The 21832-nt window shown below is 72.9% G+C and carries 17 protein-coding genes and 1 pseudogene; 15 read left to right on the top strand and 3 right to left on the bottom strand.

Going from position 1 to position 21832, the window contains the following annotated elements:
- From gatA to gatB, 3 genes are read left to right on the top strand one after another with little or no spacing between them, the layout of a single operon-like run.
- Complete coding sequence (gene gatA / locus AQJ11_RS22300; protein ID WP_014675151.1) at positions 1 to 1503, top strand: Asp-tRNA(Asn)/Glu-tRNA(Gln) amidotransferase subunit GatA; 1503 nt, start codon at positions 1 to 3, stop codon at positions 1501 to 1503.
- Positions 1500 to 1739: a hypothetical protein gene (locus AQJ11_RS22295; protein ID WP_030346630.1), complete on the top strand. Its 240-nt coding sequence runs from the start codon at positions 1500 to 1502 to the stop codon at positions 1737 to 1739. The genes gatA and AQJ11_RS22295 overlap by 4 nt, the downstream gene beginning before the upstream one ends.
- A gap of 16 nt (positions 1740 to 1755) precedes the next feature.
- Positions 1756 to 3270 carry an Asp-tRNA(Asn)/Glu-tRNA(Gln) amidotransferase subunit GatB gene (gatB, locus tag AQJ11_RS22290; protein ID WP_014675153.1) on the top strand — a complete coding sequence of 505 codons (1515 nt, stop codon included), beginning with the start codon at positions 1756 to 1758 and terminating at the stop codon, positions 3268 to 3270.
- On the opposite strand, the pseudogene AQJ11_RS22285 reads toward gatB, so the two are convergent.
- Positions 3257 to 3942, bottom strand: a pseudogene (locus AQJ11_RS22285) (SAM-dependent methyltransferase). The gene gatB and the pseudogene AQJ11_RS22285 overlap by 14 nt on opposite strands.
- On the opposite strand from AQJ11_RS22285, the gene AQJ11_RS22280 reads away from it, so the two are divergent.
- The 7 genes from AQJ11_RS22280 to AQJ11_RS22250 all read left to right on the top strand — a co-directional run bounded on the left by AQJ11_RS22280 (position 3917) and on the right by AQJ11_RS22250 (position 11526).
- Positions 3917 to 4225 carry a hypothetical protein gene (locus AQJ11_RS22280; RefSeq protein WP_059264137.1) on the top strand — a complete coding sequence of 103 codons (309 nt, stop codon included), beginning with the start codon at positions 3917 to 3919 and terminating at the stop codon, positions 4223 to 4225. The pseudogene AQJ11_RS22285 and the gene AQJ11_RS22280 sit on opposite strands and share 26 nt — an antisense overlap.
- Positions 4226 to 4333: 108 nt before the next feature.
- Positions 4334 to 6565 carry an MMPL family transporter gene (locus AQJ11_RS22275; RefSeq protein ID WP_059264136.1) on the top strand — a complete coding sequence of 744 codons (2232 nt, stop codon included), beginning with the start codon at positions 4334 to 4336 and terminating at the stop codon, positions 6563 to 6565.
- Positions 6543 to 7115, top strand: coding sequence for a GNAT family N-acetyltransferase (locus AQJ11_RS22270; protein ID WP_059264135.1), 573 nt, complete (start codon positions 6543 to 6545; stop codon positions 7113 to 7115). The genes AQJ11_RS22275 and AQJ11_RS22270 overlap by 23 nt, the downstream gene beginning before the upstream one ends.
- Positions 7116 to 7150: 35 nt before the next feature.
- The gene (locus tag AQJ11_RS22265) at positions 7151 to 7750 is read left to right on the top strand and encodes a hypothetical protein (protein WP_059264134.1); all 600 of its coding nucleotides are present in this window, start codon (positions 7151 to 7153) and stop codon (positions 7748 to 7750) included.
- Positions 7751 to 7956: 206 nt separating this feature from the next.
- The gene (locus tag AQJ11_RS22260; protein WP_014675159.1) at positions 7957 to 8148 is read left to right on the top strand and encodes a hypothetical protein; all 192 of its coding nucleotides are present in this window, start codon (positions 7957 to 7959) and stop codon (positions 8146 to 8148) included.
- A 95-nt stretch (positions 8149 to 8243) separates the two neighbouring features.
- The gene (locus AQJ11_RS22255) at positions 8244 to 11282 is read left to right on the top strand and encodes a helix-turn-helix transcriptional regulator (protein ID WP_208616585.1); all 3039 of its coding nucleotides are present in this window, start codon (positions 8244 to 8246) and stop codon (positions 11280 to 11282) included.
- A gap of 37 nt (positions 11283 to 11319) precedes the next feature.
- Entirely contained in the window at positions 11320 to 11526 is a 207-nt protein-coding gene (locus AQJ11_RS22250; protein ID WP_014675161.1) for a DUF6191 domain-containing protein, read from the top strand.
- Between the two features lie 65 nt (positions 11527 to 11591).
- Here the strand turns inward: AQJ11_RS22250 and AQJ11_RS22245 are convergent, their stop codons facing one another.
- Together AQJ11_RS22245 and AQJ11_RS22240 are read right to left on the bottom strand one after the other, a co-directional pair.
- A complete protein-coding gene (locus AQJ11_RS22245) occupies positions 11592 to 12737 on the bottom strand; it encodes a PQQ-dependent sugar dehydrogenase (protein ID WP_014675162.1) in 1146 nt (381 codons plus the stop codon).
- A gap of 197 nt (positions 12738 to 12934) precedes the next feature.
- Positions 12935 to 13933: an aldo/keto reductase gene (locus tag AQJ11_RS22240; RefSeq protein WP_014675163.1), complete on the bottom strand. Its 999-nt coding sequence runs from the start codon at positions 13931 to 13933 to the stop codon at positions 12935 to 12937.
- A 75-nt stretch (positions 13934 to 14008) separates the two neighbouring features.
- Between AQJ11_RS22240 and AQJ11_RS22235 the strand changes: the two genes are divergently transcribed.
- From AQJ11_RS22235 to ilvC, 5 genes are all read left to right on the top strand, one after another.
- On the top strand, positions 14009 to 14986 hold the full coding sequence (locus AQJ11_RS22235; protein WP_244218317.1) for a 2-hydroxyacid dehydrogenase: 978 nt from the start codon (positions 14009 to 14011) through the stop codon (positions 14984 to 14986).
- A 386-nt stretch (positions 14987 to 15372) separates the two neighbouring features.
- Positions 15373 to 18390, top strand: a complete 3018-nt coding sequence (locus tag AQJ11_RS22230; RefSeq protein WP_014675166.1) for a putative bifunctional diguanylate cyclase/phosphodiesterase — start codon at positions 15373 to 15375, stop codon at positions 18388 to 18390.
- A gap of 243 nt (positions 18391 to 18633) precedes the next feature.
- Positions 18634 to 20484: an acetolactate synthase large subunit gene (locus AQJ11_RS22225; RefSeq protein ID WP_014675168.1), complete on the top strand. Its 1851-nt coding sequence runs from the start codon at positions 18634 to 18636 to the stop codon at positions 20482 to 20484.
- Positions 20485 to 20504: 20 nt separating this feature from the next.
- Positions 20505 to 21029: an acetolactate synthase small subunit gene (gene ilvN / locus AQJ11_RS22220; protein ID WP_014675169.1), complete on the top strand. Its 525-nt coding sequence runs from the start codon at positions 20505 to 20507 to the stop codon at positions 21027 to 21029.
- Between the two features lie 119 nt (positions 21030 to 21148).
- A partial coding sequence (ilvC, locus tag AQJ11_RS22215; RefSeq protein ID WP_059264254.1) for a ketol-acid reductoisomerase occupies positions 21149 to 21832 on the top strand: 684 nt, incomplete at its 3' end.

Genomic DNA, 21832 nt, shown 5'->3' with positions numbered 1-21832 from the left:
ATGACGGACAAGAACAGCATCATCAGGCTCACCGCGGCCGAGACCGCCGCGAAGATCGCCTCCGGCGAGCTGACGGCCGTCGAGGTCGCCGAGGCCCACCTCGCCCGGATCGAGGCGGTCGACGAGAAGGTGCACGCCTTCCTCCACGTCGACCGCGAGGGCGCCCTCGCCCAGGCCCGCGCCGTGGACGAGAAGCGGGAGCGCGGCGAGAAGCTCGGCCCGCTGGCCGGCGTCCCGCTCGCGCTCAAGGACATCTTCACCACCGAGGGCGTGCCCACGACCGTCGGCTCGAAGATCCTTGAGGGCTGGATCCCGCCGTACGACGCGACGCTCACCAAGCGGCTCAAGGCCGCCGACGTCGTCATCCTCGGCAAGACCAACATGGACGAGTTCGCCATGGGCTCGTCGACGGAGAACAGCGCCTTCGGCCCGACCGGCAACCCGTGGGACCTCACCCGGATCCCCGGCGGTTCCGGCGGCGGCTCCTCCGCCGCGCTGGCCGCGCACATGGCCCCCCTCGCCATCGGCACCGACACCGGCGGTTCCATCCGCCAGCCGGCCGCCGTCACCGGCACGGTCGGTGTGAAGCCGACGTACGGCGCGGTCTCCCGCTACGGCATGGTCGCGTTCTCCAGCTCGCTCGACCAGGGCGGCCCCTGCGCCCGCACGGTGCTCGACGCGGCGCTGCTGCACGAGGTCATCGCCGGGCACGACCCGCTGGACTCCACCTCCATCGACGCCCCGGTCCCGCCGGTGGTCGAGGCCGCGCGCAACGGCAGCGTCGAGGGCATGCGCGTCGGCGTGGTCAAGCAGTTCCGCGGCGAGGGCTACCAGGCGGGTGTCATCCAGCGCTTCGACGAGTCGGTCGCGCTGCTCAAGGAGCTGGGCGCCGAGATCGTCGAGCTGGACTGCCCGTCCTTCGACCTCGCCCTGTCGGCGTACTACCTGATCGCCCCCTCCGAGTGCTCCTCGAACCTCGCCCGCTTCGACGGCCTGCGCTACGGCCTGCGGGCCGGCGACGACGGCACGCACTCCGCCGAGGAGGTCACCTCCCTCACCCGTGAGGCGGGCTTCGGCCCCGAGGTGAAGCGCCGCATCATGCTCGGCACGTACGCCCTGTCGAGCGGTTACTACGACGCGTACTACGGCAGCGCCCAGAAGGTCCGCACGCTGATCAAGCAGGACTTCGACAAGGCCTTCGAGCAGGTCGACGTGATCGTCTCCCCGACGACCCCGACCACCGCCTTCGCGATCGGCGAGCGCGCCGACGACCCGATGGCGATGTACCTCGCGGACCTGTGCACCATCCCGACCAACCTGGCGGGCAACGCGGCCATGTCCCTGCCCTGCGGGCTCGCCCCGGAGGACAACCTCCCGGTCGGCCTCCAGATCATCGCCCCGGTGATGAAGGACGACAGGCTGTACAAGGTGGGCGCCGCCGTCGAGGCCGCCTTCGTGGAAAAGTGGGGTCACCCGCTGCTGGAGGAGGCACCGTCGCTGTGAGCGCACTGACCAAGGCCAAGGGCTTCAAGAAGTCCAGGTCCGGTACGTACCTGTCCATGGCCGCCACCGCGTTCGGCGCGGTCGGCGCCGCCAAGCAGATCAAGAAGGCCCGCGCCGAGAACGACACGCTGCGGCTCGTCGACGCCGTCGTCACCGCCGCCGGCATCGTCACCGGCCTCGCCATCCTCTACCGCGAGCTGAAGCGGCTGGGCGACGACGACGTCCTGCTGGGCTGAGAGGGAAGTTTTCACCGTGACCACCACGACCGACCTGGTGTCGTACGAGGACGCGCTGGCGTCGTACGACCCCGTCATGGGCCTTGAGGTCCACGTCGAACTCGGCACCAAGACGAAGATGTTCTGCGGCTGCTCGACGGCGCTCGGCGCCGACCCGAACAGCCAGACCTGCCCGGTCTGCCTCGGCCTGCCCGGCGCGCTCCCGGTCGTCAACGCGACCGGCGTCGAGTCCGCGATCAAGATCGGTCTCGCGCTGAACTGCGAGATCGCCGAGTGGTGCCGCTTCGCCCGGAAGAACTACTTCTATCCGGACATGCCGAAGAACTTCCAGACCTCCCAGTACGACGAGCCGATCGCCTTCAACGGCTACCTCGACGTGCAGCTGGAGGACGGCGAGGTCTTCCGCGTGGAGATCGAGCGCGCCCACATGGAGGAGGACACCGGCAAGTCGACGCACGTCGGCGGCGCCACCGGCCGTATCCACGGCGCGTCCCACTCCCTGCTGGACTACAACCGCGCCGGCATCCCGCTGATCGAGATCGTCACCAAGCCGATCGTGGGCGCCGGCGAGCGCGCCCCCGAGGTGGCGAAGGCGTACGTCCGCGAGCTGCGCGAGCTGATCCGCGCGCTCGGCGTGTCCGAGGCCCGCATGGAGATGGGCCAGATGCGCTGCGACGTCAACCTGTCGCTGATGCCCAAGGGCGCCGACAAGTTCGGCACGCGCTCGGAGACGAAGAACGTCAACTCCCTGCGCTCGGTGGAGCGCGCGGCCCGCTTCGAGATCCAGCGGCACGCGGCCGTCCTCTCCGGCGGCGGCACGATCGTCCAGGAGACCCGCCACTTCCACGAGGACACCGGGTCCACGACCTCGGGCCGCGTGAAGGAGGAGGCCGAGGACTACCGGTACTTCCCGGAGCCCGACCTGGTGCCGGTCGCGCCCTCGCGCGAGTGGGTCGAGGAGATCCGCGCGGCGCTGCCCGAGCTGCCGCTGGCCCGCCGTACCCGGCTGCTGGCGGAGTGGGGCATCTCCGCGACCGACATGCAGGCGATCCTCAACGCCGGCGCGCTGGACCCGATCGTCGCCACCATCGACGCCGGTGCCGACGCGGCCTCCGCCCGCAAGTGGTGGATGGGCGAACTGGCGCGCAGCGCCAACGAGTCCGGCAAGGCGCTGGAGGAGCTGGCGATCACGCCGCAGCAGGTGGCCCGGGTCGCCGAGCTGGTCGCGAAGGGTGACCTGAACGACAAGCTGGCCCGCCAGGTCATCGAGGGCGTCCTCGCCGGCGAGGGCACCCCGGACGAGGTCGTCGACAAGCGCGGTCTGAAGGTCGTCTCCGACGACTCCGCGCTCGGCACGGCCGTCGACGAGGCCATCGCCGGCAACCCGGCCATCGCGGACAAGATCCGCGGCGGCAAGGTGGCCGCGGCCGGCGCCCTGGTCGGCGCGGTCATGAAGGCCACCCGCGGCCAGGCCGACGCGGCCCGCGTCAAGGAGCTGATCCTTCAGAAGCTGGGCGTCAGCGAGGGCTGACAGCAGGCGGTGTACGGCCCCGGAGGGACGCCCTCCGGGGCCGTACGGCCAGGTACGGCGTCCCATGGCCGGGCGGACCCCGGCAGGCGCCCCGGTCGGCGGTCGGCGGCTCCACCGAGTCGCGTGCCGGCCCGGCCATGAACTCGCTCGCCCGAAGCCCGGGGTCCCAGGGGGCCGTGCGGTGCTCCGGCGGCTCGGCCCCGGCGATCTCCTCCCGCACCGACGGCACCACCGCCCCGATCCGCCCGCCGGGCTCCAGCAGCCGGGTCAGGGTGGGCAGGTACCGGTCGTTCGTGCCGCAGTACGGGTAGGCGTCGACGGACACGACCGCGTGGCACGAGGCTTCGGCGAGCGGCGGATCGTGCGCCTCGGCGAGGACGGGCAGCACCCGGTCGGCCACCCCCGCCTCGGCGACGCGTACGGCGTCCTCGTCCGGCTTCACCCACAGGCCGGCCGCGGTGACCTGGAGGCCGTACCCCCTGGCCGGGAAGGCGGAGGTCATGGCCCGTCCGCAGCCGAGGTCGAGCACCCGGGCGCCGGCCACTGCGGCAGCCACAGCGTGTGCGGGCCCGTCCGGTTCTCGACGCAGCCGCCGGCACCGCCCCGGACCAGGATTCCCCGGCCGGGAACGGTACGCTCGCCCGCCATGAGTGGACGCACCGATTCCGACATCGAGCCCCCGATAACCGAGGAGCCGGAGGGGTACGTCGAGGACGCCCGGCGGGCCCGGTGGACCGCGGCCGGCACCGGAGCGCTCCTGTGCCTCGCGGGACTCGCCGCCTCCCTGCTGCGGCTCACCGGGTCCGCGCCCGCCCGCGTGCCCGCGGCCTACGCCCTCGGCGCCGCCGTCTGCGCGCTCGCGGCGCTGCTCGGCTCCAAGGGCCGTACCCGCAGGGCCCTGTGGCTGCTCATCGCCGGGACGATGGTCATGGCGTTCGGGGACCAGTTCGACTGACGTGCCTTCAGTTCGACCGCCAGCCCGAGGTGTTCTTTGCGGGGTGTCCGGTTTATCGGCGTTTGTTCCCGGCGAAGGATGCACACATCGTCTTCCGGGAGCACGTCGGTGGCAGACCTCGCGCGGTGGTGTGTCAGGCACCGCCTGATCACCGTCCTGCTGTGGCTCCTCGCCTTCGGCGGGGTCACCGCGGGCGCCGCCCTGGCCGGTCCGGTGTACTCGCACGACTACGAGGTCCCCGGCACCGAGTCCGGCCGCGCGGCCCGGCTGCTCAAGGAGGGCTTCCCGGGGCTGGGCGGGGACAGCGGCACCGTCGTCTGGCACACCGTCACCGGCACGGTCCGCGCGGCCGGCGTCGAGCGGACCATGGCGGGCACCCTGCGACGGATCGCCGCACTGCCCGGCGTGGCCTCGGTGTCCGGCCCCTACGGCGGCCAGGGCGCCCACCGGATCAGCGCCGACGGCCACACGGCCTACGCCACCGTCACCTTCGCGCGGCAGGCCGACGACATCGCCGGGGCCGAGGCGCGGGCCGTCGTGCGCACGGCCAGGGCCGCGGCGGGCGAGGGGCTCCGGGTGGAGCTGGGCGGCACCGCCATCGGGCTCACCGGGTCCGCGCGCGGGCACACCGCCGAGGCGGTCGGGGTGCTCGTCGCCGCCGCCGTGCTGTTCCTCGCCTTCGGTTCGCTCGCCGCCTCCCTGCTGCCGATCGCCACCGCGCTGGTCGGCGTCGGCACCGCGTACGCCGGCATCGGGCTGCTCGGACACCTCATGACGGTCGCCGACTTCGCGCCCATGCTCGGCATGCTGATCGGCCTCGGCGTGGGCATCGACTACGCGCTGTTCATCGTGACCAGACACCGGCGCGGCCTGAAGCGCGGCCTGAGCGTCCCGGAGGCCGCCGCGCACGCCGTGGCCACCACCGGGCGCGCGGTCGTCTTCGCGGGTGCGACGGTGTGCATCGCCCTGCTGGGGATGCTCGTACTGCGGCTGGGCTTCCTCAACGGGGTCGCCGTGGCCGCCTGTCTGACGGTCGTGCTCACCGTCGCGGCCTCCGTGACGCTGCTGCCCGCCCTGCTGTCGTACCTCGGCCCGTACGCCCTCGGCCGGCGCGAACGGCGCCGGCTCGCCGAGCACGGGCCGCGCCCGGAACCGACCACCGGCCTCGCCGCCCGCTGGTCGGCGCTGATCGAACGCCACCCCCGGCTGCTCGGATCGCTCGCCCTCGCGGTCGTCGCCGTGCTCGCCCTGCCGGCCCTCTCCCTCCGCCTCGGCACCTCCGACCAGGGCAACGACCCCCGCACCTCCACCACCCACCAGGCCTACGACCTGCTCGCGGCAGGCTTCGGACCCGGCGTGAACGGGCCGCTGACACTCGTCACGCGCGTGGACGGCGGCGACGACAAACTCGCCCTCGACAACCTCGACACCACCCTGCGCGCCACCCCGGGCGTCGCCTCCGTCACCCCGGTCACCTACGCCACCGGCGGGGACACCGCGTACCTCACCGTCGTGCCCGAGTCCGCGCCGCAGTCCCAGGACACCAGCGATCTCGTGGACCGGCTGCGCACCGGTGTGCTCCCGCGCGCGGAGCGCGGCACCTCGCTCGCCGTGCAGGTGGGCGGCGTCACCGCGGGCTACGACGACTTCGCGGAAGTGATCGTCGGCAAGCTGCCGCTGTTCGTCGGCGCGGTCGTCGGGTTCGGCTGCCTCCTGCTGCTCGTCGCCTTCCGCTCGCTGGGCATCCCCCTGAAGGCCGCCGCGATGAACGTGGCCGCCGTCGCCGCCGCGTTCGGCATCGTCGTCGCCGTCTTCCAGTGGGGCTGGGGCAGCGAACCGCTCGGCCTCGGCCGCGCGGGCCCCATCGAGCCCTTCCTGCCCGTGATCATGGTCTCGGTGCTCTTCGGGCTCTCCATGGACTACCAGGTCTTCCTGGTCAGCCGGATGTACGAGGAGTGGCTGGCCACCGGCGACAACCGGCGCGCCGTCCGGGTGGGCCTCGCCGAGACCAGCCGGGTGATCAACTCCGCCGCGGTCATCATGATCGCGGTCTTCCTCGCCTTCGTGCTCAGCGGCGACCGCGTCATCGCCCTGTTCGGCATCGCGCTCGCCTCCGCCGTGGCCGTCGACGCCTTCGTCCTGCGTACGCTGCTCGTGCCCGCCCTGATGCATCTGCTCGGCGCCGCCAACTGGTGGCTGCCCGGCTGGCTGGAGCGCCGCCTGCCGCGCCTCGGCATCGAGCCGTCCGGGCGCCGCGCGGCGCGGGACGGGCTCGGCCGGGTCCCGGCGCACGAACCACGGAAGGAAGAACGGCACGATGTACGCGATATCGCTCGGTGACGACGCCGAACTGCGGCCCCTGGAGGTCTGGCACGCGCAGGAACTGCTCGCCAACATCGACCGCGGGCGGGAGTTCATCGGCCGGCACATCGGCCTGGCGGACGTGGTGTCCGACCTCGACGGCGCCCGTGGCTGGCTGAAGGCGTACGCCGACAAGCGCGCCGCCGACGCCGGGGGCGTGCACGGCATCTGGCTGGACGGCAAGCTCGTCGGCGGCCTGCTGTTCCGCGTCTGGGACACCCCGGCCGGGGTCTGCGAGGCCGGCTGCTGGCTGGAGCCGGCCGCGGCCGGGCGCGGACTGGTCACGCGCGGGATGCGGGTACTGCTCGACTGGGCCTTCGAGGAGCGCGGCATGCACCGGGTGGAGTGGCAGGTGTCCTCGGCCAACGAGCCGAGCATCAACGTGGCCCGGCGGCTCGGCATGACGTGTGAGGGCGTGCTCCGCGAGAACTACCGGCACCGGGGCGTGCGCACCAGCACCGAGATCTGGTCGGTGCTCGCGCCCGAGTGGCGTGCGGCACGCGCGCGTACCGCGCACAGCGATCATTAAGAGACCTCTCAGACAGCGTCCGTACGGTGCCAGGCATGGCAACGAAGACAGCGGAAGGCGCCACGGGCGGCACTGAGCCCGGCACCGAGGCGCGCAAGGACGACGAGACGACGACGGCCGGCCCTGCCGAGGAGCAGACCGCCGACAACCAGGCCGCCGGGGAGCAGGCCCCCGAGGAGGCCGCGGAAGCCGACGGCGGCGAGGCAGGCGATGCGACGGAAGCCGCCGGCGGCAAGGCGCCCTCCGGGGTCGGCCAAGGCGCCGGCGCCGTCGTCTCGGCGGCGCTGGGCCTGGTCTCGCTCAGCGGCGGCTGGATCGGCACCGTCGCGTCCGCGCGCGAGCAGCTCGTCGGCCAGCTCCGGACGTCCTCCACCGCGAGCGTCGCCACGCAGATCAAGGAGGTCTACGGCGACGCCTGGCACACCACCGCCCTGTGGGCCGGCCTGTTCGCGCTGGCCGCGCTCATCACCGGTGTGGTCGTGCTGGCCCGGCCCGCGTTCGGCACGCCCGGCCGCCCGCAGGCCGCGTGGATCAAGTCGGTCGCCTGGGCGGGCGTCTCGCTCGGCGTCATCGGACTGCTGCTCGCCGTCCTGAAGTACTCCGACGCCCTGCTCGGCCTGCCCTCGACCGGCTGAGAGGGCGCCGGGAACCCACAGCCTTGAGGGGCCTTAGGGCGCGCGTGAGCGACTCACCGCCGCCCTAAGGCCCCTTACGCGCGCGTGCGGCCCGCCGGCCGCCCGAAGATGCGGCACTCTCCCGATGTGGCGGATACCCCTGGCAGGCGAGGGTGGAGGCGTCGCGGAAAGCGGCACACGACACCGTCTCTGCCGAAGGACCCGCCATGTACGCCCTCGAACTCCACCGCCTCCGCTCCGCCGAGCTGCGTCGCACGGCCCAGGAGGACCGTCTGGCCCGCGAGGCCGTGCGCTCCCGTCGCGCCGCCCGCGGCGCCGAGCCCGCCGGCGACGGTGCCCCGGCCGCCGAGTCGCATACCGACCGCCCCCGCCGGCACCGGCTGCCACGCACCGCGTGACCCTGCCGTCCGCCGGTTCGGCACCGCCAGACACCGGTACGACCATCACACAGGGACTGTGGAAAACCGGTGCCGGGCCGTTCCGGCCCCGTGCGATGCTCGGGCCCGTGGAGAACAGGTCCGTCAGTCCCGTGTTCGTCGGCCGCGCCGACGAGCTGGACACGCTGAACGACGCGCTCGCCCGTGCCGCAGCGGCCGAGCCGCAGGCGCTGCTGCTCGGCGGCGAGGCGGGCGTGGGCAAGACCCGCCTCGTGGAGGAGTTCGCCACCGCCGCCGCCCGGCACGGCGCCGTCGTCGCCGTCGGCGGCTGTGTGGAGATCGGCGCGGACGGGCTGCCGTTCGCCCCCTTCTCCGCCGCGCTGCGCGCCCTGCGCGACGCCCTGCCCGAGGAGTTCGCCGCCGCGGCGGCAGGCCAGGAGGAGGAACTGGCCCGGCTGCTGCCCGACCTCGGCGAGGCCGGCGCGGGCCGCCACGACGAACAGGGCACGGCCCGCCTGTTCGAACTCACCGCCCGGCTGCTGGAACGGATCGCCGCCGAGCACACCGCCGTCCTCGTCCTGGAGGACCTGCACTGGGCCGACGCCTCCACCCGCCACCTCCTCGCCTACCTCTTCCGCACCCTGCGCGCCGGCCGCCTCCTCGTCCTGGCCACGTACCGCTCCGACGACGTCCACCGCCGCCACCCGCTGCGCCCGCTGCTCGCCGAACTGGACCGGCTGCGCACCGTCCGCCGCATCGAACTCGCCCGCTTCACCCGCGAGGAGGCCGGCCGCCAGATCGCGGGCATCCTCGCCGCCGAACCCGACCCCGCCCAGGTGGACGAGATCTACGCACGCTCCGACGGCAACGCCTTCTTCATCGAGGAACTCGCCGTCGCCGCCACGGCGGGCGACTGCGCCGGCCTCACCGACTCCCTGCGCGACCTGCTCCTCGTCCGGGTCGAAGCCCTGTCCGAGAGCGCCCAGAAGGTCGCCCGGATCGTCGCCGAGGGCGGCTCCACGGTGGAGTACCGGCTGATCGCCGCCGTGGCCCGGCTCGCCGAGGACGACCTCATCGAGGCGCTGCGGGCCGCCGTCGGCGCCCACATCCTCACCGCCACCCGCACCGGCGACGGCTACCGCTTCCGGCACTCCCTGGTCCGCGAGGCCGTCGCCGACGACCTGCTGCCCGGCGAACGCTCCCGGCTCAACCGCCGCTACGCCGAGGCCCTGGAGGCCGACCCGACGCTGGTCCCGGCCGACGCCCGCGTGATGCGCCTGGCCAGCTACTGGTACCACGCCCACGACCCCGCGAAGGCCCTGCCCGCCGTCCTGTCCGCCGCAGTCGTCGCCCGCCGCCGGCACGCCTACACCGAGCAACTGCGGCTGCTGGAGCGGGCGATGGAGCTGTGGGACGGCGCGCCCGAGGAGATCCGCTCCGCCCTGCGCCCGGTCGACTACGCCGAGGTCTACCCCCCGTGCGGCTGCGACCCGGCCACCACACCGCTGCGCTACCTCGACCTGCTGGCCGAGGCGGCCGTGGCGGGCCGTTTCGGCGGTGAGCGCGAACGCGCCCTGAAGATCACCAAGCGGGCCCTGCGCCTCCTGGACGAGGAGCCGGACCCGCTGCGCGCCGCCTGGTTCTGGGTGCAGCGCTCCCGGCTGGTGCAGGCCATGGCGCGCGGCGACGGCCGGCAGGAACTGGCCACCGCCCAGGACCTGGTGCGCGGACTGCCGCCGTCCGAGGTACACGCGGAGGTACTGGCGGTCGCCGCCAGCTGGTCCATGCAGCGCCGGCCGGGCCCCGAAGCCCTGGCCGCCGCCGAGCGGGCCGTGGAGTACGCCCACATGGTCGGCGCCCGCGAGACCGAGCTGGACGCCCGCCTCACCCTGGGCGGGCTGACGGTGGAGGCCGGTGCGCCAAAGGCCGGTCTCGCGGAGATGCGGCAGGTGCTGCGGGACACCCGCGCGGAGGGCATGCACCAGGTCGCGGCCCGCGCCTACGTGAACCTGCCGTCCGTGTTGCAGAGCGTCGGCCGGGACCGGGAGGCCGTCCCCCTGCTGCGCGAGGGCATCGAGTTCTGCCGCGCGTACGGGCTGCTGGACTCCGGGGCGTGGATGTGGGGCAACCTGTCCGAGGCGCTGTACTCGCTCGGCCAGTGGCAGGAGGCCGCCGAGGCCGCCGCGCACGCCACCCGGGTCGGCCACGGCGCCATGCCCCGTGGCGCGGGCGCCCTGACGCAGGCCCGCCTCGCCCTCGCCCGCGGCGACCTCGCCGAGGCCGGCCGGCACCTCGCCGCCGCCCGCGCCTGGTACGGCACCCACGACCCGATGCCCCAGCAGTCCCTGCCCGTCGCCCGCATCGCCCTCGGGGTCGCCGCCGCCGAGGGCCGGATCACCGACGCCCGCGCGGCACTGCTCCCGGCCCTGGACGCCGGCTTCCCGCCCGGCACCCACCGCTACGGCTGGCCGCTGTTGCTGGCCGCCGCCACCGCCGAGGCCGACGCCCGCACCCTGCCCGCCGCCCTGCCCGGCCGCGCCGAGACCCTCGACCGCCTCTCGGCGGCCGTACGGACCCTCACCACCGGCGTCCCGCTCTGGCAGGCCTACGGCCAGTGGACCCGCGCCGAACTGCTCCGCGCACAGGACCGGGACACCGCCGACACCTGGTCCCCGGTCGTCACCGCCTTCGAGTGCCTGGACCGGCCCTACGCCCTCGCCCGGGTCCGCCACCGCCTCGCCGCGGCGCTGCTGGCCGAGGGCGGCGACGACGAGCGCGAGCGCGCGGTGGAACTGCTCCGGCTGGCCGGGGCGGTCGCCGCCCACCTCGGCGCGCGCCCCCTCGACGACACCGTCGCCCGGCTCGCCCAGCGCGCCCGCCTCACCCTGACCGGCGCCACCCGCCGGACCCCCGCCGACCCGGCCACCGCGCTCGGCCTCACCAGTCGCGAACGGGACGTCCTGCACCTGGTCGCGGCCGGCCGCACCAACCGTCAGATAGCGGCGGAACTGTTCATCTCCCCGAAGACCGCGAGCGTCCACGTCTCCAACATCCTCGGCAAGCTCGGCGTCTCGGGCCGGGGCGAGGCGGCGGCGGTGGCCCACCGGCTGGGACTGTTCGCCGCCGGGACGCTCGCCGCCGAAACGCCGGGCTGAGACCTACGCTGGAGAAAACCGGCAGTGAGGGGGAGCCGTGTTCAACGCGTTCGAGGAACTGTTCGCGCCCGGCCGCAAGCACACCCGGGACGAGCAGAACCGGCTGGAACTGACCCGTGAGGACGTGGGCGACAACGACCCCGGCCGCGGCGCCATAGACCTGACCTCCGGGAAGGCGGTGATACGCCTTCCGCGGACGGCTCCGGCCGAGCCGGAGCCCGAAGCGCCCACCGAGGACGAGTAGCCGCGCGGCTCATCGAAGGCGAGCGGGCGTGCCGCTCACCGCACCCGCACCGGAAGGCGCGCCGCTCACCGCACCCGCAGCTCCAGCACCCGGTCGTCCCCCTTCTTCGGGGTGCCGCGGCCGTCCGTGTTGCTCGTCACCAGCCAGAGCCTGTCGCCGCCCGCCGGGACGACCGTACGGAGGCGGCCGTAGACGCCCGTCAGGAACGCCTGCGGGGCGGCCGAGGCCGACGTGCCGTCCAACGGCACGCGCCACAGGCGCGCGCCCTTCAGGCCCGCCATCCAGATCACGCCGTTCACGTAGGCGATGCCGCTGGGGGAGGCGTCGTCGGTGTGCCACTGGGCCACCGGGTCGTGGAAGCCGGTGCCGGAGGACCTGCCCTCGGCCTGGGGCCAGCCGTAGTCGTCACCGGGCTTGATCGCGTTCAGCTCGTCCCAGGTGTCCTGCCCGAACTCCGAGGCGAACAGCCGCTGTCTGTCGTCCCAGGCCAGGCCCTGGACGTTCCGGTGGCCGTACGAGTACACGGGCGAGTCGGGGAACGGGTTGCCCGGAGCCGGTTCGCCGTCCGGGGTCAGCCGCAGGATCTTCCCGCCCAGCGACTTCCTGTCCTGCGCCAGGCCCTTCTCCCCGCTCTCGCCGGTGCCCGCGTACAGCATGCGGTCGGGGCCGAACGCGATCCGGCCGCCGTTGTGGATGCGGCCCTTGGGGATGCCCTTGAACACCGTGTCGGGAGCGCCCAGTTGCTCACCGGCCGGCTTCCGCTCGTCGTACAGCATCCGGACGATGCGGTTGTCCGAGGCCGAGGTGAAGTAGGCGTAGATCATGTGGTCCGCGGCGAAGTCGGGGGAGAGGGCGATGCCCAGCAGGCCGCCCTCGCCGGCCGGCGAGACCCCGGAGACCGTGCCCAGCTCGGTCGTCCGGCCGGTCTTCTCGTCGATCCGGCTGATCGTGCCCTCGTCCCGGGAGGAGACCAGCAGGCCGCCGCCGGGCAGCGGAGCCAGCCCCCACGGCGTCTTCAGTCCCTCGGCCACCGTGCGCAGCACCTTCACCGAGCCCTTGGCCGCGGGGACCGGCGCGGCCGAGGCGGTGCCGCGCCCGGAAGCGGTGGCCCCGGCGGTCGTCGCGCCCGGCGCACCGCCCGGAGCGTCCCCGCCGCCGGAGGAACAGCCGGCCGTCAGCAGGAGGGCGGCCACGGCCAGCCCGGCAGGCACAGCTCTACGTCGCACGATCACGGTTCCCTTCGCCGCGGTGGTCCGGTGGCGCTCCACAGGCGGGCCCGACGGCACGCTCTCCCTGTCGAACACGAGCCGCACCCCCCAGGGTTCCCGATCCCCGACGACCGACCGCGAAAACCTCTGTCCCGTGTCCCCCGGGCGGCGGGCGGACCGCAACCCTCGTGGCGGACACCTCAGTCCCACGAGCCCTGGGCCGCCGGCAGCCCGGACACCTCCGCCAGGTCCTGCGCGGTCAGCCGCAGCCCGGCGGCCGTCGCGTTCTGCGCCGCCCAGCGTTCCCGTTTGGTGCCCGGCAGCGCGATCACGTGCCGGCCCTGCGCCAGCACCCAGGCCAGGGCCACCTGGGCCGGGGTCGTGTCCTCACCGTGCCGGCGGGCTATGCGCCGCAGGCCCGCGACGATCGGCTGGTTGGCCGCCATCATCTCGGCGGTGAACCGGGGGTGCCGGGCGCGTACGTCATCCGGTTCGAAGCCCTCGCCCGGCGTCAGCGTGCCGGTCAGGAAGCCGTTGCCCAGCGGCATCGCCGCCAGGAAGCCCACCCCCCGCGCCTCGCACCACGGCAGCAGTTCCCGGAGCGCCTCCGGCGACCACACCGACAGCTCCGCCTGCACCGCGGTCACCGGGAAGACCTGCTGCACCCGCTGCAACTGGCGCAGCGTCGTGTCGTACAGCCCGGCGCCCGGGCGGCGCCCGCCGCGCGCCCCCACCGCGCACAGGCCGAGGGCCCGCACCTTCCCGGCCCGCACCAGGTCCGCCATCGCGCCCCAGGTCTCCTCGACGGGTATCTCCGGGTCGGCACGGTGCAGCTGGTACAGGTCGATCACATCGGTCTGGAGCCGCCGCAGCGAGGCGTCGCAGGCCCGCCGCACATAGCCGGGGCGGCCGTTGGCCACGATGTGCTGCTCGCCCACCAGCAGCCCCACCTTCGTGGACACGAAGGCGTCCCGGCGCCGCTCCTTGAGCACCCGCCCCAGCAGCAGCTCATTGGTGAACGGGCCGTACATGTCCGCGGTGTCCAGGAGGTCGCAGCCCAGGTCCAGCGCCCGGTGCACCGCTCTGACCGACTCGTCACCCCGCTGCCGCGATCCGCTGTACGCCCAGCTCATCGGCATGCATCCGAGTCCGACGGCCCCCACCGCGAGCGCCCCCGCGCCGATCGTCCTGCGCTCCACCTGCTCGTGAACCTCCCTTAGCCCGGCCCCCAACCTAACCTCTGCGCGCGGACGGGCCTGACATAGCCTCCTGGCATGAGTTCAGACGTGTGGCTTCCCATTCCGCCCGAGGAGATCGAGGGGCTGCCCGAGGGGCCCCGGTACCTGTTCTGGGACGGGGGAGAGGACGGCGCGCAGCCGTACCCCGGCGACCCGGCGGAGTGCGCCGTGTACGTGGTGCCGTACATGAAGCGGCTGTCGGTCCGGGTGGGTCCGCTGGAGCACCTGACGAACGTGCGGCTCATCCAGACGCTCACCGCCGGTGTCGACGACATCACCGGGCAGCTGTCGGTGATCCCGCCGGGCGTGCGGCTGTGCAACGCGCGCGGGGTGCACGAGACGAGCACGGCCGAGCTGGCGCTCACCCTCACCCTCGCCGCGCTGCGCGGCGTCCCCGGCTTCGTCCGCGCCCAGCAACAGGAGCGCTGGGAGGGCGGTTTCCACCCCGCCCTCGCCGACAAGAGCGTGCTGATCGTCGGGTACGGGGCCATCGGTGCCGCCATCGAGGACCGGCTCGTGCCCTTCGAGGTCGCGCGGGTGGCGCGCGTCGCGCGCTCCGGTCGCACAACCGCGCGCGGTCCCGTGCTTCCGATCGCCGAAGTGCTTCCACTGCTTCCACACGCGGATGTCGTGATCCTCTGCACCCCGCTGACGGAGGAGACCCGGGGGCTCGTCGACGCGGACTTCCTCGCCCGGATGAAGGACGGCGCGCTGCTCGTCAACGTCGCGCGCGGGCCCGTCGTGGACACCAAGGCGCTCCTCGCCGAGCTGGAGCGCGGCCGGATCACCGCCGCCCTGGACGTCACCGACCCCGAGCCGCTGCCCCCCGGCCACCCCCTGTGGCAGGCGCCCGGAGTGCTGATCAGCCCGCATGTCGGCGGCCCCTCCTCGGCCTTCCTGCCCCGCGCCGAGAGGCTGCTCGTGGACCAGTTGACCCGGTTCGTGAACCGGCAGCCCCTGCGGAACGTGATCCTTACGACCGGACCCGAAACCAGGGGAGCAAACGGGCGCTAGGCCGCTTCCGGCACCCTCCGCAACCTTTCGGACGCGGCCCGTACCCGTATCACCGCTGGTCGTCACGGAGCGTAGAGAGGCTATGTCCCTGCGTGACGATACTGGTGTATCGTCCCGACAGGGGCTGCGCCGACTGACCACTCGGCGCCGGGGATGGACATTTCAGATTCGTGAGGGGGGCGACGGGCGATGCACGGCCTATGGACGAACGATCCGACGCGGCGGAGCCGCCGACGGCGACCCTGGCGCACGGGCGCGCGCAGGCGCGGCCACCACACCAGCCACCACAGCCACCACCAGCGCAGGCACAGCGGCCGCCGCAGGCATGCGCACCCAGCGCACCGGGACCGTCGGGACACGGGAGCGGCGCCCACCGGGAGGCCCCGGTGAGCGCCCCGCCCTCCGTGACGACCACCCTCGACGGAGCGGCGCGCGCACCCCACCCGCACGAGGCGCCGCCGCCCCGCCGGCCGTCCATCGGCGACAACACCCGGCTGATGGAACAACTCGTCCTCGCCCTGATCTGCGCGGCCTACGCCGTCGGAGCCGCGTTCGACTGGGGCGCGAGTCAAGTCGCGCTGGTCATGGGCGACTTCGGTCTGAGCGCGGCGGCGGGCGCCGCCGCCGTCTCCTGCTTCCTGTACGCCCGCACCCGACGCGTGCGCTTCCGCTCGGCCTGGCTGCTGTTCGCCCTCTCCTCGCTCATGGCCGCGCTGGGCAACGCGGTCTGGGGCTGGTACGAGGTCGTGCTGGACCGCCCCGTGCCCAGCCCCAGCTACGCCGACCTGTTCTTCCTCTGCTTCGCGCCGCCCGCCATCGTCGGCCTGCTGGTCCTCGCCAAGCGGCCGGTGACGAAGGCGGGCTGGATCTGCCTGGGACTGGACGCCTGGCTGATCGGCGGCTCGCTGCTCACCCTCTCGTGGAGCCTCGCCCTCGCCCAGGCGGCCCGGATCGAAGGCTCCAGCGTGGCGCACGCCGCGCTGTCACTGGCGTACCCCCTGCTCGACATCGCGCTCGTCAGCATGGTGCTCGCCCTGCACTTCCGCCGCGCCCCGGGCAACCGTACGGCGGTGAACACCGCGATCGGCGCGCTCGCGCTGACCGTGATGTGCGACGCCCTGTTCACCTCGCCGCTGCTGCACAGCAGCTACCGCTCCGGGCAACTGCTGGACGCGGGCTGGTTCGCCGGTTCGCTGCTGCTCGCCTACGCGCCCTGGGCCGCGCCCCGGCGCCGGCACGCGCGCGAGGCACGCGCGGCGGACGGGCACACGCGCGTGGTCCACGAGCACCTGCCGGGCCGGCGGAGCACGGACCGGCACCTGCCGCTGTCCGCGCCGGGCGGCGAGCACATCCGGTACCCGTCCGGCCGGCCGCTCACCGGCTCCCTCGCCGCCCTCACCCCGTACCTCGCCGCGGCCGTGTGCACCCTCGGCATCCTGTACAACGTCCTCAACGGCCGCAGGCCCGACCACGTGGTGCTGATCACCGCGGGCGCCGTGGTGCTGGCGCTCGTCATCCGGCAGGGCATCATGCTGCTGGACAACATCACCCTGACCCAGGAACTGGCGCAGAAGGAGAACCACTTCCGCTCCCTGGTGCAGGGCTCCAGCGACGTCATCATGATCGCCGCGCCCAACGGCATCCTCCGGTACGTCTCCCCGGCCGCCGCCGGGGTGTACGGCAGGCCGGCGGAGGAACTGGTGGGCACCGAGCTCGCCGGGCTCATCCACCCGGAGGACCTGGGCTGCGTGGTGCACGAGGTGCGCCGTTTCCTCGCCGCCAGTCCGCTGGAGGAGCCGACCACGCGCATCGAGTGCCGGTTCCGCTCCGGTGACGGCGGCTGGCTCAACGTCGAGTCGACCGTCAACCGGCACCACGGCGGGCTGATCTTCAACAGCCGGGACGTGACCGAGAGAGTGCGGTTGCAGGCCCAGTTGCAGCACAACGCCGAGCACGACCCGCTGACCGACCTGCCCAACCGCGCGCTGTTCACCAAGCGGGTGCAGCAGGCCCTGTCCGGCCGCCGGGCCACCGACCGGGGCGCAGCCCTGTGGGGCACGGCCGTGCTCTTCATCGACCTGGACGGCTTCAAGGCCGTCAACGACACGATCGGGCACCAGGCCGGGGACGAACTGCTCATCCAGGCCGCCCGCAGACTCCAGGACGCGGTCCGGCAGGGGGACACCGCGTCCCGGCTGGGCGGTGACGAGTTCGCGGCCCTGATCGTCGGGGACGGCACCCGGGACCGGGCCGCCCGGGAGCGGAACATCGTGGAGCTCGCCGACCGCCTCAGGACGACCCTCTCCCACCCGTACGCCATCGACGGCAACGACGTCCGGGTCAACGCCTCCATCGGCGTCGCCTTCGCCGAACCGGGCCTCGGCGCGGGCGAGCTGCTGCGCAACGCCGACCTGGCGATGTACCGCGCGAAGTCGGCCGGGAAGGGCCGGGTCGAGCTGTACAAGCCGCAGATGCAGCAGGACGTCGTCCGCAAGGCGGAGCTGGCCACGCGGCTGCGCGCCGCGCTGCACGACGGCGAGTTCGCCCTGCTGCACCAGCCCGTGGTGTGCTTGCAGAACGGCCGGATCACGGCGGTCTCCGCGCAGGCGCGCTGGCGCTCCTCGCAGGGGGTGCTGTTCACCCCGGCCGAGTTCCTGCGGGTGACCGAGGACGGTGACAAGACCGCCGAGCTGGACCGCTGGATCCTGCGGGAGGCCGTGGAGCAGGCGGCCGAGCGGGCCGCGACCGGGGTCGTCGTCCCCGTGGCGGTCCGGATGAGCGCCCGGCGGCTGCTGGACCGCTCGATGCCGCTCGGCTCGGTGGAGGCGCTGCTGACCCGGCACGGGCTGCCGCCCGGGGCGCTGGTCATCGAGTTGTCCGAGACCGATCCCCGTGTCTGTCTGGACGAGCTGGAGCGGCGGCTGACCGCGCTGAGCCGGCTCGGGGTGCGGATCGCGCTGGACGGCTTCGGCAGCGGCTACGCGGCCATCACGGCCCTCAGGAGACTGCCCGTGGACATCCTCAAGCTCGACCGCGGCCTGGTCGAGGGCGTGGTCGAGTCGGCACGGCTGCACAAGATCACCAGTGGTCTGCTGCGGATCGCCGGCGATCTGGGGCTCCAGTCGCTCGCCGAGGGCGTGGACCTGCCCGAGCAGGTGGTCGCGTTGCGCGCGATGGGCTGCACCCATGGGCAGGGCATGGCGTTCGCCGGTCCGCTGGACGAGTACCGGCTGCGCCGGGCGCTCGGATCCGGCCACTACCCGGTGCCGCACGCCCCGGCCGAACCCGCGTTCGTGGGCAGCGCGAGGGAGCCGGAGAGGGTGTACACAGGGGGTGTTCCCGCTGTCTTCGGAGGCGGCAGTGCCCTTCGCTCACATGCTGAGACTCCCGTCCCACCCACTTGACACGTGGTGCGTGCCGGGGGGAGGGTCAGTCCCATGCGCACCCGAATTCTCGTACTTGGACAGCGCGTCGGCTGAGCTGGGACCCACCGGAGGACGATCCGGAATCCCCAGCGACCTCACCGGCGCGCTCCCCTCGCTTGCCTTGCGGCACGAGGGGTTTTTTGTTGCACGAGTGCCTTTCGTGCAGCACTCGAAATCCGCCCGAACCTCGCAAAAACCCTCAGCATCGAGAAGAGAATGCCGATGACCGAGCAGGCCACCGGGGCCCACCATCCGCAGCCGCGGCCCCGTTCCGGAGGACAGCAGTCCGCCCCCGTCGAGCACGTCACGGGTGCGCAGTCCCTCATCCGCTCCCTTGAGGAGGTCGGCGCGGACACGGTATTCGGCATTCCGGGCGGCACGATCCTGCCGGCGTACGACCCGCTGATGGACTCCACCCGGGTGCGGCACGTCCTGGTCCGGCACGAGCAGGGCGCCGGCCACGCCGCCACCGGTTACGCGCAGGCCACCGGCAAGGTGGGCGTCTGCATGGCCACCTCGGGCCCCGGCGCCACCAACCTGGTCACCCCGATCGCGGACGCCAACATGGACTCCGTGCCGCTGGTCGCGATCACCGGTCAGGTCGTGTCCTCCGCGATCGGCACGGACGCCTTCCAGGAGGCGGACATCGTCGGCATCACCATGCCGATCACCAAGCACAGCTTCCTGGTCACCAAGGGCGAGGACATCCCGCGGGTGATCGCGCAGGCGTTCCACATCGCCTCCACCGGCCGCCCCGGACCGGTCCTGGTCGACATCCCCAAGGACATCCTCCAGAAGAAGACCACCTTCTCCTGGCCGCCCGTCATGGACCTGCCCGGCTACCGCCCGGTGACCAAGCCGCACGCCAAGCAGATCCGCGAGGCCGCCAAGCTGATCACCGCCGCCCGCCGGCCCGTGCTGTACGTCGGCGGCGGCGTCCTCAAGGCCCACGCCACCGCCGAGCTGAAGGTCCTCGCCGAGCTGACCGGCGCCCCGGTCACCACCACCCTGATGGCGCTCGGCGCGTTCCCCGACAGCCACCCGCAGCACCTGGGCATGCCCGGCATGCACGGCAGCGTCGCCGCCGTCACCGCGCTCCAGAAGGCCGACCTGATCGTGGCCCTCGGTGCCCGCTTCGACGACCGCGTCACCGGCAAGCTGGACAGCTTCGCCCCCTATGCCAAGATCGTCCACGCGGACATCGACCCGGCCGAGATCGGCAAGAACCGCGCCGCCGACGTGCCGATCGTCGGCGACGCCCGCGAGGTCATCGCCGACCTGGTCCAGGCCGTCCAGAAGGAGCACAGCGAGGGCCACAAGGGCGACTACACCGCCTGGTGGAACGACCTGAACCGGTGGCGCGAGACCTACCCGCTCGGCTACGACCAGCCCGGCGACGGCTCGCTCTCCCCGCAGGCGGTCATCGAGCGCATCGGGCAGCTCGCCCCCGAGGGCACGATCTTCGCGGCGGGCGTCGGCCAGCACCAGATGTGGGCCGCGCACTTCATCCAGTACGACACGCCCGCCACCTGGCTGAACTCCGGCGGCGCCGGGACGATGGGCTACGCGGTCCCGGCCGCGATGGGCGCCAAGGCCGGACAGCCGGGCCGTACCGTCTGGGCGATCGACGGCGACGGCTGCTTCCAGATGACCAATCAGGAGCTGACCACCTGTGCCCTGAACAACATCCCGATCAAGGTCGCCATCATCAACAACGGCGCCCTCGGGATGGTCCGCCAGTGGCAGACCCTCTTCTACAACCAGCGCTACTCCAACACCGTGCTGCACAGCGGCCCCGACGACGTCAACCCGGAGGCCAAGGGCACGCGCGTGCCGGACTTCGTGAAGCTGTCCGAGGCGATGGGCTGCGTGGGCCTGCGCTGCGAGCGCCCGGAGGACCTGGACAAGGTCATCGCGGAGGCCAACGCCATCAACGACCGCCCGGTCGTCGTGGACTTCATCGTCCACGAGGACGCGATGGTCTGGCCGATGGTCGCCGCCGGCACCTCCAACGACGAGATCATGGCCGCCCGGGACGTCCGCCCCGACTTCGGCGACAACGAAGACGACTGAGCGAGGAAGAGCAAGAAGACATGTCCAAGCACACGCTCTCCGTCCTGGTGGAGAACACGCCGGGCATCCTCGCCCGCATCGCCGCCCTGTTCTCCCGGCGCGGATTCAACATCGACTCGCTCGCGGTCGGCGTCACCGAGCACCCCGACATCTCCCGCATCACCATCGTGGTGGGCGTCGAGGACCTGCCGCTGGAGCAGGTGACCAAGCAGCTCAACAAGCTCGTCAACGTGCTGAAGATCGTGGAGCTGGAGCCCGGTCAGGCCGTGCAGCGTGAACTCGTTCTGGTGAAGGTCCGCGCCGACAACGAGACCCGCTCGCAGATCGTGGAGATCGTCCAGCTGTTCCGCGCCAAGACCGTCGACGTCTCCCCGGAGGCCGTGACCATCGAGGCCACCGGTTCCACCGAGAAGCTGTCCGCCATGCTCAAGATGCTGGAGCCGTACGGCATCAAGGAGCTGGTCCAGTCCGGCACGATCGCGATCGGCCGCGGCGCCCGTTCGATCACGGACCGCTCGCTGCGCGCCCTCGACCGGACGGCGTAAGACTGGGAACGGGCGGCCTTGGGATCAACGGCCGCCCGTATGCCGAGACCCCCGAACTTCCTTCCCGCCCGCCGTCATACGGTGGGACGCACCACCTGCACACAAGGAGAGAACCAAAAGTGGCCGAGCTGTTCTACGACGCCGACGCCGACCTGTCCATCATCCAGGGCCGCAAGGTCGCGGTCATCGGCTACGGCAGCCAGGGCCACGCCCACGCCCTGTCGCTGCGTGACTCCGGTGTGGACGTGCGTGTCGGTCTGCACGAGGGCTCCAAGTCCAAGGCCAAGGCCGAGGAGCAGGGCCTGCGCGTGGTGACCCCGGCCGAGGCCGCCGCCGAGGCCGACGTGATCATGATCCTCGTCCCGGACCCGATCCAGGCCCAGGTGTACGAGGAGTCCATCGCCCCGAACCTGAAGGACGGCGACGCGCTGTTCTTCGGCCACGGCTTCAACATCCGCTTCGGCTTCATCAAGCCCCCGGCGGGCGTGGACGTCTGCATGGTCGCGCCGAAGGGCCCGGGCCACCTGGTGCGCCGTCAGTACGAGGAGGGCCGCGGCGTCCCGTGCATCGTGGCCGTGGAGCAGGACGCCTCCGGCAACGCCTTCGCGCTGGCCCTGTCGTACGCCAAGGGCATCGGCGGCACCCGCGCCGGCGTCATCAAGACCACCTTCACCGAGGAGACCGAGACCGACCTGTTCGGTGAGCAGGCCGTGCTCTGCGGTGGCACCGCCGCCCTGGTCAAGGCGGGCTTCGAGACGCTGACCGAGGCCGGTTACCAGCCGGAGATCGCCTACTTCGAGTGT

The organism is Streptomyces corchorusii (genome assembly GCF_001514055.1).
GTDB lineage: Bacteria > Actinomycetota > Actinomycetes > Streptomycetales > Streptomycetaceae > Streptomyces > Streptomyces olivaceoviridis.
This window is presented reverse-complemented; position numbering and strand designations above follow the sequence as displayed.